This is a genomic window from Microcystis sp. (genome assembly GCF_048564745.1).
Lineage (GTDB): Bacteria > Cyanobacteriota > Cyanobacteriia > Cyanobacteriales > Microcystaceae > Microcystis > Microcystis ichthyoblabe_A.
This window is the reverse complement of sequence record NZ_JBLZRT010000119.1, coordinates 22,656-36,361: the sequence shown is the minus strand read 5'-3', so window position 1 is coordinate 36,361 and position 13,706 is coordinate 22,656. Positions and strand designations below refer to the sequence as shown.

The window sequence follows — 13,706 nt, the reverse complement described above, 5'->3', positions numbered from 1 at the left end:
CAATTATAAAAATTGAGATAGTTTGTGCCGCTTAAATAAAGAGGTTTTGATAACCAAATTAAAGCATATCTAAAGAGTTTTGAGTTAAAAGTTAAACTTCAAGTTTTCATTCAGGACGAATGTACTGGTTAACTAATTTTTTGGGGAAAATTAGTTAGCCTATCATTATAACATATAATTAATTTGCAAGAATTCTAATAATTAGGTTTTGCTGAAAAAGTTTGTTGGTGGAGTCAGTTATCAGTTATCAGTTATCAGATGTGAGTTTTTAGTTTACTGTTTACTTTTGACTGAAAAAGTTCCCCACACCCCACACCCCACTTCCCCGCTAAAAACCTTTTCACCTAGCTCTAGTATAGGAGATAGTACGGGAATCTGGAAAAACTCAATAGCGAAAACCCTACCCCGGTCAGAGAATCTTTTATCTACCCTAAAAGTGTAGAGATAAACCAACATCTCTAGCGTCAAGAAAACTTCGGAGGTGACTTATATGGCACTTATACGTTGGGAACCTTTCAGAGAAGTAGAAAGCCTACAGAAAGAAATGAATCGCTTGTTTGACCGTCTTGTGCCGACTGATGTAGGCGATGGCGAAAAAATGGGGTTATCCTTCGTCCCGGCGGCGGAAATGACCGAAACGCCAGAGGCAGTTCAGCTTAAACTGGAAATACCCGGTATGGAAGCCAAAGACCTCAACCTGGAAGTAACAGCCGATAGTCTGACCATTAATGGTGAAAGGAAATCGGAAATTAAAACCGAAGAAGAAGGATTTACCCGCACTGAGTTCCGTTATGGTAAATTCCATCGGGTTATTCCTCTACCGGTTCGGGTTGATAACAATAACGTGACTGCTGAATACAAAGATGGCATTCTCAATCTCACCCTCCCGAAAGCGGAAGAAGAAAAAAATAAAGTGGTGAAAGTGTCCATCAATCCTGCTATTGCTCAATGATGTAGCTCTCATTGTCCGGTCTTGAGCAAAAAGGTTAACCTAGTCTGATTAAACCAAAGCGGGAGTATTAAATCATACTTCCGCTTTTAGCTTCCTAATCATTTAAAACTTCTAACACTGCTTGGGGTGATAATTTATCTTTAAACCAGATAACCTGAGCGGGTAGATTTTGAAATTTAACTCCAGCTTTTTCTAGATTTAACCGTTCCGATACGGCTAAAATTAGATTATTTGCTTGGGCCGATTTAACCTGTAAGAATTTCTTTTGTAGGTATTCTGGTCGCCAATAGCCAACAATTTCCAGGAGAAAAATGCGACCATCGGGATGCACTAAACGGAAATCGGGAATCATCACTCCTCCGGGTAAAGGCACTAAATCCACTTCCCTTTCTAACTGCCATTCAGTCTTTAACTGTAACCAACGTTTAGCGAAAGATTCCTCTAACATACTATCGTAGGGTTTACCCGGGGAATAGTGGGACACCAGACCACAGTTATCCTCTAAATTAAACTGTTGTTTTTTAATAGTTCCTGTGTAGGAATCTTTATACTGTAATTGTGCCTTCAAATTCCAGTGAGTAACATGGAGTAAGGCAGGAATTAATTTAGCGATTTCAATGCCATAACGACTATTAGCTTTAAATAAACTGGTGGGACCATCGATAGTAATAGTAAATCCCGTGTCGGCATCCCCTTCGATATAAGTCATTAAACGAAATAGTTTTAGATAGCGAAAGAGATATTTATATTCCCCCGGATCGTTGCGGTGGACGTTGATAATTAAATAACTGGCCCGATAAAAAATACCTTGAATTTGCGAGAGGTTGAAACGATGAATTAAGTTTTCGGGGGTGGGAGCATCAAATTGAGTGAGAATTTTATTCTCCGCTAAATCAGCATAGAGTCCTTTTTCTAGAGCCACTGGGAAAATTTCTTGATTTAATTCTTGGCTGAGTTGCTGGGCAATTTTCCCCAGAATTAGCGATCGATTTTGGGGAATAGGAACAAAGTTAGCCGCTTGTTCAAAAACTCTTTTTCTTAATTCCTGCGGTTCTAAGGGACTAATAATCTCAAAGATGGCAAAATGATTGGTTAATAGGTGAGCAAATCCCCGTTTAATTTTATAATCGGGACTGTCTCCCTCCAAGATTAGGAGTTTTTGGCTTAATTCTCCCTTAGTTGCACCGATACTTTCCTGAAAACAGCTGATTTGTTCTTGAGCGATCGCCAGATAATCAGGAGCGATCGGTAAGCGTTTGGGAATAATTGTCTCGCCATTTTGACGGGAAATCAATAAATCGGTCGGTAACATGGCAAGCTAGAGAAGAATAATCAGATGGGGAGAGGTGGGACGACAAGGAAAGGTCGAAACCCCAAAAATCCCCCGCTTCTAACTATTTTGGTCGAGATAACGCTCTAAATCCTCGATCACACGGGTTAATTCCGCTTCTGTGGTTAAGCGTAGGCGATCATCACGAACCGTTAACAAAACTTTAGCCGAAAAAGGATTCGGATAAATATTGGGATTACAAAACACTTCCAGAAACACATCACCAGTGTGCTGATATTCCATCGGTTTTTGGGGTTGGGGTTTACCCCCACTAGCGGCATTACTAGCGATCGCTTTCAGGCGATCGAGTAAAATGTTAATTTCCCTTTGCAAATCCAGAGCAGCACTGGGACTGAAACGAAAAGTAACGGAACCTTGCAAGAGATTAAGAGTTAAAGGAATCATCGAAAAAATCAGGTTAAGAGAAAGCCTGAAGTTAATTATATTAATTTGGGGAAATTTGGGGAAATTGGGTTTTGGGGGATGGTTCAGCAAACAGTAATCAGTCAGGTTCTTCGTTACTAGGTCCGGTTCGATCAGGTGATCGCTAAATGTCTTTCTCTATAATGGTTTCATCCCTTATAACCCCGTCCATTGCATAAGCAGGAACCGAAAGTCCATCAGTGAACTGAAAACTCGCCACTGATAACTGATAACTGATCACTGAATTTACCGACGCGGAACGAGATTAATCCGGCCTTCGTCCATTTCATCCATGAGTAACTCGAGGGCCTCATAATCCACATCGGAAACGTAGCCAAGACGAGCGAGGAGTTCATTAATTCCGTTTTCGATTTCTGGCGTGATTTGACGATAATATAGGGCTTGCTCCACTAATTGGCGGATAGTCGGCTGGGTATCCACAATTTCCTTACTCTAGCTCAATAAATCTAGTTTTTGTATCTTGCTTTACTTTATTTTAGCAAAAATACCAGTATCATTCTGGGTCATCATCAGTTATTCGGAGTTAGAGCTTAAACCTAACGACTTTCCCCTGATGTTCACCCTAGTCAGTCCTGATCACTGTTCCTCTTTACTACTGGGATCCTAAGGCTAACCTAAAATCGGTTCCTCCCTATAGGGGTCAAGATTAAAAAAAGATTAATCTTTTCAGGAGAGAGAAAATTTATCGAGACCGGGGTTGCAAAATCAGAAAGTTAGGACATAATAGCGGTATCTGATTTCCAGTTAAAAGGTTCATTTATGAATTTCAAAGCCCAGCCATGAAAAGTCCTGTAAAAGTCCCAGAAATAGCTCTATTTGAGCCAAGTGGCTATATTACCGCCGCTAACGTCCTAGAATTTCAAGAGCAGCTCACCAATCTGGTGAACCAGAATAGCTCTATCACTTTTCTCGTGGATATGAGTAGGGTGGAATTCCTCGACAGTGCCGGATTAATGGCTTTAGTTACCGCCTTTCGTCTGGCTCAAAGTCAAGAAAAATCCTTCAATATCTGTTCTATTCCACCTTCAGTCAAGATTATCTTTGAATTAACCCAACTGGACCGGGTTCTCTCGATTTTCCCTAGCCGTGCTGACTTTGGTGCTGTCATCACCCTCCCCCAAGCAGCGTAAGCAGACAAAATAGGGTTTCTCGCCGTAATTTCTCGGCTGCACTCTCAATTCTACCAGTAAATCACCTCTTGACTGGGCAGATTCCCATTTGTACAATCGACTCCTCAGGACAACAATTTTTCTCAAGGAGAGCCATTATACTGTTGAGATGGCTCTTTTCTTTTTGGGATATTATTTCCGGGGACAAACTACCCTACACTTGTCCGGAGCAGCTCACAAAAGACTGTCTGTTAAGAAATTCCATGACTTTAGTGATGACGGAGGGGAAGGGGTCCAAGATGATAGATAGGTAATCAGTAGTAATTTCCTAGAATCCATGACAGTCAACAATCTCCAGTATGCTTATTTTCCCGGTTGTGTCGCTCAAGGTGCCTGTCGGGAACTATATTTATCCACGGCAGCCCTGACGGAAGCTTTGGGGATTAATTTAGTCGAACTCAAAAAAGCTGCCTGTTGTGGTTCGGGAACCTATAAGGAAGATTCGCAACTCTTGGAAGATGCCGTCAATGCACGCAATATTGCCCTAGCGGAAGCCCTCAATTTACCCCTGTTGACTCACTGTAGCACCTGTCAGGGAGTGATCGGTCATGTGGATGAGCGCTTGAAGGAAGCAAAGCATAATAATCCCAATTATGTTGAGGAAGTTAATAATTATTTACAGAAAGAACATTGTTCCCCCTACCAAGGTACGACGACGGTTAAACACCTACTCTGGGCAATTGTGGGCGATTATGGCTTAGATAATCTGGCGGCCAAGGTGATTCGTCCCTTATCAGGCTTAAATTGTGCCGGTTTTTATGGTTGTTATCTCCTGCGGGCCCAGGATACTCTCCCCTACGATAATCCTTTTCAGCCGGAATCCCTAGAAAATGTCTTTCGGACCGTGGGGGCGAATCCGATTTATTATCAAGGACGCACTCAATGCTGTGGTTGGCCCCTGTCCAGTTATGCCACCACCCAATCGTTCCAAATGGCAGGAAAACACATTTTAGAGGCGATGGCAGCCGGGGCCGATTGTTTAGTCACCCCTTGTCCTTTATGCCATCTTAATCTTGATTCCCGACAACCGGAAGTGGCAAAAGTGATTGGTCGAAGTTTAGGTTTACCTGTGTTACATTTTTCCCAATTGGTCGCTTTAGCGGTGGGAGTCAGTCCCGATCGTTTAGGATTAGATCGACACATCGTTTCCACCAAATCCCTCTTAAAGAAATTGGGGTTTTAGAACTCAATCAGGAGTGTTAGCAATGGATTGGTTAAAAAGAATTTTTGGCTTAGATAAACCGGCAGATGCCGCTAGTGCGATCGCAGGGAAAGCCGCTGCTGCGGGTATTCCCCCCGAAAGAGTCGGATTAGATGGAAAATACGACGAAAGCGGACTAGCTAAACGAGTAGTTTTAGCTTTTGACGAGACACCGGATTTAGCTGATGAAGACAAATTGTGGGTCGCTCAAACTGGTGGTAAAGTTGTACTAAAAGGCAAGGTTTCCAATCAGGCGACTTTAAATAAAATGGTTGCGATCGCCAGTAAAGTCCATGGGGCAACCAGCGTCGATAGCAGTCAAGTAACTATTGGGTGAAGTCTTCCGTCTATATTCCCCGTGAAAATTAACCACTCAGTAGGTGGACCGGCATTGTTTTTTGTCTCTAGGTTGTTGTTAGGTGATTGCTGACTGATTAATCATGGTTGAATGTTAATCGGCTTTTCCTTTTAGGGAGACGAAATCGGGCTTATGGGAATTACTATTGTTACCATTTTGTGGAGGATGAGAACGATTTCTCAGTTCTGGGGGAGTGGGTAAACCCTGTTTCATTTCTGCTACTTTTAAGAGGATCAAATACTCATAAAAAGCTTGCAAAGTACACCAAGCAAAACCAGCTTTACCATCGAGAATTCCTGCTAGGATAAAATACATATAAAACCAACGAAGCAAGGGACGAAAAGGCAATCGTAGGGATAAATCTTTTAAAGCTCTCCGTCTATCTACTTCGGTTTCACCAAAAAATAAATTTTTCCAACTAACACCACCGTTAGCCAACTGATGTAAGGTTTCTGCTGCTTCATCGCTAGAATAACGATTATGTTTTTCAATCCAACGACTTAAACCTTTACTACAGGTATAGTGGGGATAGGTTTCTTGTAAAAAAGAGGTTTTTCCCCGACATTCTTCTCTTTCCGTGTGACCATAATCGCTAAACCAGACTTGATCTTTTCTAAATAGACGCATTTGATAACGGGGATACTGGGTGCTGCGACGGATCCAAGTTCCCATAAACATAACTCTTTCGGCCACATAAAAACCAGTAAATTCCTGTTGTTGCGTGGCACGCAGACATTCTGCATACAGTTGGGGTGTCATCCTTTCATCTGCTTCGAGAATATAAACCCAATCGTATTTAGTCTCGATATTTTCTAACATCCAAGTTCTTTGTTTACCATGGCTCTCGAATTGATGCTGAATCACACGCACTGGATAACGAGAAGCAATCTCTACTGTGCGATCGCTACTGTAGGAGTCAACCACAATCACATCATCGGATACAAGTGCCGATTCTACACAGGGGGCAATATCAATTTCTTCGTTATGGGTGAGAATGTAAATGGAAAACATAGATATAGTATGGTGTTTGATTATACGCAACCCGATCGGGCAGTAGTCCTATTTTGTACCGGAAAAAGCGGAATGAAAACCAGTTGATAGAACAGATTTTCTCAAAACTATCAGACTGCGCTCATTCTATCCTCGATCACTATTTTGTCAATATTCCTTAAGTATTACTTGAAAAATTCTTTAACCGAGCTTGGGGCGGCCGGCGATGAGCTATTCCCCGCCATGAGATAATAGACGGTGCTTTATGTCTTCAGTAATTTTCGATGACTGCTGTTTCCGAGTGTTTTCGTTCTCTCCGTTCCCAGGGGAATTGTGCCTTAATCCCCTTTATTACTGCCGGTGATCCCGATTTATCTACTACTGCCCAAGCTTTACGCATTTTAGACCGGGCAGGGGCCGATCTGATCGAGTTGGGGGTTCCCTATTCCGATCCTCTCGCGGATGGTCCGGTTATTCAAGCGGCGGCCACCCGCGCTTTAAATCGGGGTGTCAAGTTGGAAGATGTGCTAGAAATCGTCAAAAATGCCCAGGGAGAGGTGAAAGCTCCCATTATTCTCTTTACTTACTATAATCCCATCTATCATCGCGGGATAGATGTCTTTTTAGACCAAATAAAAGCAGCCGGGGTGAGTGGTTTGGTGGTTCCCGATTTACCCCTAGAGGAAGCGGAAAGTCTGCTGCAACCGGCTGCCGCTAAGGGAATTGAAGTGATTTTATTGGTAGCGCCTACCAGTCCCCCGGAACGAATACAAGCGATCGCCCTGCAATCCCAAGGTTTTATTTATCTGGTGAGTGTCACGGGAGTGACGGGAATGCGGAAGCAAGTGGCCACCAGAGTGGAGGAATTGCTCGATTCTATCCGTTCTGTCACCGATAAACCCGTGGGGGTAGGATTTGGCATTTCTGACCCGACACAGGCACTACAGGTGAAAAACTGGGGTGCTGATGCGGTAATTGTCGGCAGTGCCATGGTTAAACGTCTAGCCGATAATTCCCCCAGCGATGGGTTAAAATCCCTCGAAGAATTCTGCCGTAGTTTAAAACAGGCGATTCAGTGAGGGATGAGGGGTTAGTGGATGCGGATTAGAGCGAGCGTTCATGTCTTCTCGTTCTGAATTCGTTCAATTTCATCTAGCGCTTTTTTCGCCCGGAATACAGCCCGGAGATAGGCGATCTGGCTCTCCCACGCCGATCGGGGTAGGATGGCGGGGATAGGGTTCGGGTTCTCGTTCATGGTTAGATTGTGGGGGTGAGTACGGGGGTTTTGTTTTGCCAGCTTTCTGGCCATTGGATCGCGTCGGCACTGAAGGCGAGGGGATCATTGGCTAGGGGAGAATGGAAGGGTTCTTCTACCAGCGCGAATTGGCCGTTATCGAAGGGAATTCCCGCTGCAGGGCGATCGAGGTAGAATCTCTCTCGGATTCCCTTCTCCGCTTGTTTTAATGCTCGGTGGTGACAGTAGGGGTTATTGCCTCGGCGATCGAAGAAAACATGAGCCGTCCAACTACAACCACCGCGGCAGAGTTCGGCGAACTCGCAGGTTTTACAGAATCCCCAGAGATGATCGGTTCCCTTCGGGGTTCCCGCACCGAGGTTGAAGCGCAGTTCTTCGGCCTCTTCGATAATCTGGCGTAGGGAGCGATCGCGGATATTGCCCCCAGTATAGGCCGCGGTGGGAAGCGAGGGACAGCCTTTGATCGCTCCGTCGGACTCGATACCAAGTGCCGCCAGTCCGGCACTACAGCCCTGCCAGAATGTCCACGCGTCCCCTCCCCGCAATAAACGTTCGTAGGGGCCGTAATAGCCGATATTGTTGCCCGGTTGTACGTCTACCCCCTCGCGTCGCGCTTGCTCGGTGACACGGGCGACCATCGGGTATAGTTCTAGGAGTTCGTAGGGTTGCAGGAGAATTTCCGAGTTATCGGCGGCGTTCCCCATCGGGACGGTTAACTGGATCTGCCAGGCAAATACGCCCGCATCGCGGATTTTTTCGTAGATTCGGGGAAATTCGGGAGCAGAAAGACGATTGATCTGGGTATTGCAACCGAAGGGGATACCGGCTTGTTTGAGGTGGCCCATGGTGCGGAAAGCCCATTGCCACGAACCTGGTTTCCCCCGCAGGCGATCGTGGGTAGTTTCTAATCCGTCCACGGAGACGGAGACAACTTTGATCCCCGCGTCTTTCATCTTTTGGGCGGTGTCGAGGGTGATGCCGTAGCCGCCGGTGGTGACACCGCAGATCATGCCGGCGTCGGTAATCGCCCGGGCGATATCGAGCCAGTCGGGACGGAGGAAGGCTTCTCCCCCGATCAGGGTGACTTCTTTTATCCCCACTTCCGCGAGTTGGCGGACGAGATCGAGGGCTTCTTCGGTGGTAAGTTCGTGGCTACGGGTGTGGCCGGCGCGGGAACCGCAATGTTGACAGGCGAGGTTACATTTCAGGGTAATTTCCCACACGGCGTAGCTGATGCGACGGTATTCGGTCATGGGCGTGTCTATAGATAACTACTAGGCTAAAGTGGACGAACACTTCCGTACGGTTGTTTATCTTGATGCTTACTACGATTACCACCAAAGATAGCTTTAATATCCTCTTCAGTCAGGAATTTTAGTTCGTCATCGTTAGCGATTTCGTCCAAAACCTTTAAACGAAAATCGGGATCGGTTGCTAGTTTTTCGGTAAAGTTCGGGGTGCGATCAAAAGACATGATTAGCTCCTTACTAGGTTTAATACTCGATAAAATTTATGCGTCGGTTGGAATTAGAAATCCACGACACGATCTGCCGGTAATCCGTACATCGGTCGAACGATTATAAAGGGGAAAGGCAAAGGAGAGCCGTATATTTGGTGTATGTTCAGACCTCCCCCGACGATCGCTTTTAAGTCTTCTTCGGTTAAGTCTTTGAGTTCGTCATCGTTAGCGATTTCGTCCAAAACCTTTAAACGAAAATCGGGATCGGTTGCTAGTTTTTCGGTAAAATTCGGGGTGCGATCAAAAGACATGATTAGCTCCTTACTAGGTTTAATACTCGATAAAATTTATGCGTCGGTTGAAATTAGAAATCCACGAGACGATCTGCCAGTAATCCGTACATCGATAGAAAAGTCTTGGCAAGAGTTGTCAGGCTTGTCGAGCTACTTCTCTGAATTTAATACTATGGAACCTCGCAAGAAAAAACAAGATATTTTTAAAGACTAATTGAACTTAAAACAATCATTTAAGTTCAAAAAATAGCGATTTTTTCGAGTATTTTTACTTAAGCGATCTCCGTATTCTAGGTCATAGAATCTCTAGTTCATTTCTCATCCGAACAAAAATAGAGTAATTAAGTATTAAAAACCCCTTGCTAATATCAATGGATATATAGTTTTCAGTCTGCTGAGGTACAAAAGTTATGGGTTTTAGGCAAAGGGCAAGAGGCTTCGTCCGTGAGCCTGTCGAACTACTGAGCGTTCCTGTTAGTGAGCCTGTCGAACTACTGAGCCTTCCACTGAGCTCGCCGAACGTCCGAAGTCTCACGCCGAATTCCGAACGGCAAAAGGCAAAAGGGAAGAAAAATATGTGTACCTCACTAGCTTAGGAAACGCTATAGTAGATGATTAGAACTCTTGCAAATTAATTATATGTTACGATGATGGGTTAACTAATTTTCCCAAAAAAATTAGCCAGTTAGTTCATTTGTCCTGAATGAAAACCTGAAGTTTTACTTTTAACTCAAAACTCTTTAGATATGCTTTAATTTGGTTATCAAAACCTCTTTATTTAAGCGGCACAAACTATCTCAATTTTTATAATTGAGAATAAATTCTCCTTGACTTGATTAATGTTTGGCAACTTTTAAGAAGTTGCTATACCTATCCCTAACTCATAGTTATAAATAGCCGCCAACAGGTTAACTCTTAAACTATATATTCGACGACGATTCCGATATTTACAGGATAAGATTTTAAAGATTTTGAGGTTCCATTAAATATTAACTCAACTTCTTCCCATCCTAACCCTTCTTCTCGATTTATTTATTCGATACTACAATTTTTTACTCTCTCATAAATCATCGATTCATAGCGGATTGTATGATGCTGTCTTAATATCATAAAACTCAATCTTTCGCTAATATACTTTTGGCACTTTTGACAATGAAACTAGCGGCGTGGTACTTCTAAATATACCCGACTGTCTAATATTGATAAATCTCTGACTAGATTATACTCTGTCTGATTGATTCTGTCCAAGATTTGATGGCAATTCGGACATTCAATTGTTTCATTTAAGAAAACGAGTTTTAGGAAAATTGTCTGATCAATTTTTTGATAATTGACCACTGTTACATTTGGTAAATCGAGGAGCTGATCAAAATTTATCCACATAACCCACCTCCTGTTCTGTGTTATCATTATACCATGCTCACACAGAACCTAGAAGAGCCGGCGATTAATAACCTCCTGCATCATTTCTAAGTCTTCCTCATTGTCAATAGGACGAGGAGGGTATTTCTTTAATAATTCTAAGTATTTATCAGTGGCAAACATAATTTAATAATATCTAGGCTCGAGCGGCTATTGCCTTTAGATACCTCACGCCTTAATAATTAAGTATAGAATAGCCAAGTCTCCAGACTACCGCTTAACTAAAACTTCTATTATCCCGATGAGAAACCTCTATTTTCTCTTGCCCGGTACTACTTCTCCTTTTGGTGGGGGTGGACTGTGGGCAGAAATGAAAACCGTCAATTTGGCTAGTCAAATTTGTACCGCCCAGATTGTGACTTATCGTCAAAAAGAGTTAAATTATCCTTTTTTAGAGGATATACTCGCGAAAATAAACTCAGATGACAGTATTTTTGTGGTTAGCTGGGGTTTTGATCTTCCTAAACTGGTGCAAAAATTGCGATCGCATAATATCATTTATCATGCCCATAGTACAGGTTACGGCTTCCGTTTACCACCCGGAATACCAATTATAACCGTTAGCCGTAATACTATGGGTTATTGGGGAGAAAAAGCTCCTAATGCTTTGATTTACTATCTTCCTAATCAAATTGGCTCAGAATTTCTCAATTTAGGCTTAGAAAGGGATATCGATGTCTTAGTACAGGGGCGCAAATCCTCAAAGTATCTTCTCAATCGTCTAGTTCCCGCCCTCCGTCCCCACTGTCGCCTTAAGGTTTTAGATAGCTATGTGGAGGATTTAGTGGGATTATTCAATCGCAGTCGGGTTTATCTCTACGATTCGGCTGAATATTGGGCTGTAAACGGTTTAACGGAGGGTTTTGGCTTACCGCCCCTGGAAGCTTTAGCCTGTGGTTGTACGGTATTTTCTAGCGTCAATAGCGCCCTAGCCGATTATCTCGATCCCGGTTTCAATTGTCAAAAAATCGGGGCTTATTCTACTCAATACGATCTGGAACGTATTATTAATTATGCCCGTAATTTTCCCGTTAATTCTTTACCGGCTAATTTTATTGATGATTATCATCCCGAAAAATTACTACCACGTTTTGAAACAATTTTAAGAGAAATTAATGATTTCTTTGATATTAAAAAACGCTATCCGGCTGATATAGAAGGTTTAGAACCCCTGCGACTTAAAAAATTATGGATGCAGAGTTCTCTGGCTAAACTTAAGAAAAAACTGTTTAAATAGCAGTGATCTTTCCTTTATGATCCGTTCCAGACATCAATATTATTTCCTGAGATAAGATGAAAGGGAACAAGTAATAGGTAATAGTTAAGGTTTTCCGCACCGCTATCTCTTGTTTTTTTTCAACCCTATAGCTTAATTTAACTCCAATCCTGTTGCTCCTCGCTTTGGCGAATTTGATACACTTGTCCATGACTGTGCAGTTGTCGAGTTTTTGCCCATAAACTAGCTTCATCTAACTGCCATTTTTCTAGGATTAAATCTAAATCTCTTTGGATTTCTCTTGCCCCCGGAAAGTTTTGATAACGTATGCGTAAACGAGCGCATTCAGCTAAGTTTAAATCATTAGGTTCTGATTGCAGCAGCTGATCAACAATCGGGCGATCGAGTCTTTCCTGTGGATGTTGTTGTTCTTGATTTTTACTAGCCATAATTAATCGAACCAACCGATATCGGAATCCGTTAACTCTGTGGGGGTAGGATTGGGGGCAATATAACGGGCTAAAGTGGCCATTTCAAAGTTATAAAGACTGGGTTTCTTCGGCACAGGTTTGGTAATTGCTGACGGTTCAGGGGTGGCGGTGGGACTATTTTCTAGGGTTTTAATTTGATTATATAATTTTTCAATTAACTGTTTTTTCTCGGTTAATTCCGTTTGGGATTGACTTAATTGACTCGATAATTTTTCAATTAACTGTTTTTTCTCGGTTAATTCCGTCTGGGATTGACTTAATTGACTCGATAATTGTGCCACCAAAGTGGTTTTTTCCGAGAGGACAGATTCTAACTGCTCGCTCTGTTGTTGTAACTGCTGTAACCTGACAGAGAGTTCCAGCTGTTCTTTAAGTTCTTTTTCCAGAGAAATAACTTTTTCTTGGAGAGTTTGCTGATTTTTCTCAGTTTTTTCTAACTCTGTTGTCAAGTCGTTAATTTTTGCCTGTAGGGTGGCGTTAGTTTCCTTGGGACGTTTGGGAGAAGGAGAGGGTTGGGATTCTACCTCTTTATTAGCTTCTTTACGGATGAGATCGTTTAAATTACCTTTGGTCATAAGTTGTGCAAATAGGATATTACGATAGAGTCGGATACTGTCAAGAAATCTGTTGGTTTGGGTAATCGATCATTATTCGCCCGATATACAAGCTTGATTAAGCCGGGGAATTGTCCCATAGGTTTTATTGTATAGCTTGAGGTCGATCGATCCCTGTCCATTTAAGCGATGAGAACAAATACCTAAATCTCAGTTTCGCCAGTAAGATTCTAAATTTTTCTGTAGTTAATGATACGGAATACTAAATTTGTGTCAGACTAAAGGTAGAAGTCGATCGCACCTGTGGCAGGGATAAATTTATGAATATTGAAGAAAAAGCACGTCTTAATCTAACCCAAGAACGACAAGCAGAAGGAATGCTCGAAGTGAATGTCTTAACTCGTACAGAGGAGCTTTTAGGGGAAGGGGAGGCAGGAACTGCAAAAGCGCGGGTTTTATTAACTGAAAATCGTCAAGAAGACGAAAAACTCCAAGATAAAATTTTAGAACGTTCGATCGAAGCTATGCAATAGCCTTTCAGTGAAGACTGGGAATATCCACAGAAGTAGAGT

Annotated in this window: 16 protein-coding genes and 3 pseudogenes; 7 read left to right on the top strand and 12 right to left on the bottom strand. The window is 42.8% G+C overall.

All coding sequences use genetic code 11. The features are described from left to right. The first annotated feature begins 490 nt into the window (after positions 1 to 490). Positions 491 to 952, top strand: a complete 462-nt coding sequence (locus ACOCD9_RS13430) for an Hsp20/alpha crystallin family protein (protein WP_287704565.1) — start codon at positions 491 to 493, stop codon at positions 950 to 952. Positions 953 to 1,046: 94 nt separating this feature from the next. Here the strand turns inward: ACOCD9_RS13430 and ACOCD9_RS13425 are convergent, their stop codons facing one another. The 3 genes from ACOCD9_RS13425 to ACOCD9_RS13415 form a co-directional block, all read right to left on the bottom strand. Next, positions 1,047 to 2,264, bottom strand: a complete 1,218-nt coding sequence (locus ACOCD9_RS13425; RefSeq protein WP_419547762.1) for a DUF790 family protein — start codon at positions 2,262 to 2,264, stop codon at positions 1,047 to 1,049. A 78-nt stretch (positions 2,265 to 2,342) separates the two neighbouring features. Further along, positions 2,343 to 2,687: a hypothetical protein gene (locus ACOCD9_RS13420; RefSeq protein WP_287704569.1), complete on the bottom strand. Its 345-nt coding sequence runs from the start codon at positions 2,685 to 2,687 to the stop codon at positions 2,343 to 2,345. Positions 2,688 to 2,951: 264 nt separating this feature from the next. After that, a complete protein-coding gene (locus ACOCD9_RS13415) occupies positions 2,952 to 3,146 on the bottom strand; it encodes a hypothetical protein (protein ID WP_002761266.1) in 195 nt (64 codons plus the stop codon). Positions 3,147 to 3,505: 359 nt separating this feature from the next. Between ACOCD9_RS13415 and ACOCD9_RS13410 the strand changes: the two genes are divergently transcribed. From ACOCD9_RS13410 to ACOCD9_RS13400, 3 genes are all read left to right on the top strand, one after another. Further along, positions 3,506 to 3,856, top strand: coding sequence for an STAS domain-containing protein (locus ACOCD9_RS13410; RefSeq protein WP_104395459.1), 351 nt, complete (start codon positions 3,506 to 3,508; stop codon positions 3,854 to 3,856). 316 nt (positions 3,857 to 4,172) lie between these two features. Next, positions 4,173 to 5,078 (top strand): CoB--CoM heterodisulfide reductase iron-sulfur subunit B family protein, encoded by a 906-nt coding sequence (locus ACOCD9_RS13405; protein WP_287704571.1) that lies wholly within the window; start codon positions 4,173 to 4,175, stop codon positions 5,076 to 5,078. Between the two features lie 22 nt (positions 5,079 to 5,100). Then, entirely contained in the window at positions 5,101 to 5,433 is a 333-nt protein-coding gene (locus tag ACOCD9_RS13400; protein ID WP_287704573.1) for a BON domain-containing protein, read from the top strand. Positions 5,434 to 5,547: 114 nt separating this feature from the next. Here the strand turns inward: ACOCD9_RS13400 and ACOCD9_RS13395 are convergent, their stop codons facing one another. After that, positions 5,548 to 6,465: a glycosyltransferase family 2 protein gene (locus ACOCD9_RS13395; RefSeq protein ID WP_287704575.1), complete on the bottom strand. Its 918-nt coding sequence runs from the start codon at positions 6,463 to 6,465 to the stop codon at positions 5,548 to 5,550. Between the two features lie 263 nt (positions 6,466 to 6,728). Between ACOCD9_RS13395 and trpA the strand changes: the two genes are divergently transcribed. After that, positions 6,729 to 7,523: a tryptophan synthase subunit alpha gene (gene trpA / locus ACOCD9_RS13390; protein ID WP_287659892.1), complete on the top strand. Its 795-nt coding sequence runs from the start codon at positions 6,729 to 6,731 to the stop codon at positions 7,521 to 7,523. 178 nt (positions 7,524 to 7,701) lie between these two features. On the opposite strand, the gene ACOCD9_RS13385 is transcribed toward trpA, so the two are convergent. The 6 genes and pseudogenes from ACOCD9_RS13385 to ACOCD9_RS13360 all read right to left on the bottom strand — a co-directional run. Beyond that, positions 7,702 to 8,952: a nif11-class peptide radical SAM maturase 3 gene (locus ACOCD9_RS13385; protein WP_287704576.1), complete on the bottom strand. Its 1,251-nt coding sequence runs from the start codon at positions 8,950 to 8,952 to the stop codon at positions 7,702 to 7,704. A 26-nt stretch (positions 8,953 to 8,978) separates the two neighbouring features. Beyond that, positions 8,979 to 9,173: a hypothetical protein gene (locus tag ACOCD9_RS13380; protein ID WP_149987411.1), complete on the bottom strand. Its 195-nt coding sequence runs from the start codon at positions 9,171 to 9,173 to the stop codon at positions 8,979 to 8,981. A gap of 53 nt (positions 9,174 to 9,226) precedes the next feature. Beyond that, a complete protein-coding gene (locus ACOCD9_RS13375) occupies positions 9,227 to 9,469 on the bottom strand; it encodes a hypothetical protein (protein ID WP_419547759.1) in 243 nt (80 codons plus the stop codon). 835 nt (positions 9,470 to 10,304) lie between these two features. Next, a pseudogene (locus ACOCD9_RS13370) lies at positions 10,305 to 10,427 on the bottom strand (IS5/IS1182 family transposase); the annotation flags it as partial. Then, positions 10,412 to 10,834: pseudogene (locus ACOCD9_RS13365) on the bottom strand (transposase family protein); the annotation flags it as partial. The pseudogenes ACOCD9_RS13365 and ACOCD9_RS13370, both read right to left, overlap by 16 nt. Positions 10,835 to 10,888: 54 nt before the next feature. Further along, positions 10,889 to 10,996, bottom strand: a pseudogene (locus ACOCD9_RS13360) (transcriptional regulator); the annotation flags it as partial. 118 nt (positions 10,997 to 11,114) lie between these two features. Here ACOCD9_RS13360 and ACOCD9_RS13355 point away from each other — a divergent pair. Continuing rightward, a complete protein-coding gene (locus ACOCD9_RS13355) occupies positions 11,115 to 12,110 on the top strand; it encodes a glycosyltransferase (protein ID WP_287704580.1) in 996 nt (331 codons plus the stop codon). 137 nt (positions 12,111 to 12,247) lie between these two features. On the opposite strand, the gene ACOCD9_RS13350 is transcribed toward ACOCD9_RS13355, so the two are convergent. Together ACOCD9_RS13350 and ACOCD9_RS13345 are read right to left on the bottom strand one after the other, a co-directional pair. Continuing rightward, positions 12,248 to 12,538: a DUF3288 family protein gene (locus ACOCD9_RS13350; protein WP_046662919.1), complete on the bottom strand. Its 291-nt coding sequence runs from the start codon at positions 12,536 to 12,538 to the stop codon at positions 12,248 to 12,250. Between the two features lie 2 nt (positions 12,539 to 12,540). Beyond that, the gene (locus ACOCD9_RS13345; RefSeq protein WP_287704582.1) at positions 12,541 to 13,155 is read right to left on the bottom strand and encodes a hypothetical protein; all 615 of its coding nucleotides are present in this window, start codon (positions 13,153 to 13,155) and stop codon (positions 12,541 to 12,543) included. 299 nt (positions 13,156 to 13,454) lie between these two features. On the opposite strand from ACOCD9_RS13345, the gene ACOCD9_RS13340 reads away from it, so the two are divergent. After that, positions 13,455 to 13,667 (top strand): hypothetical protein, encoded by a 213-nt coding sequence (locus ACOCD9_RS13340; RefSeq protein ID WP_287704584.1) that lies wholly within the window; start codon positions 13,455 to 13,457, stop codon positions 13,665 to 13,667. The last annotated feature ends 39 nt before the right edge of the window (positions 13,668 to 13,706 follow it).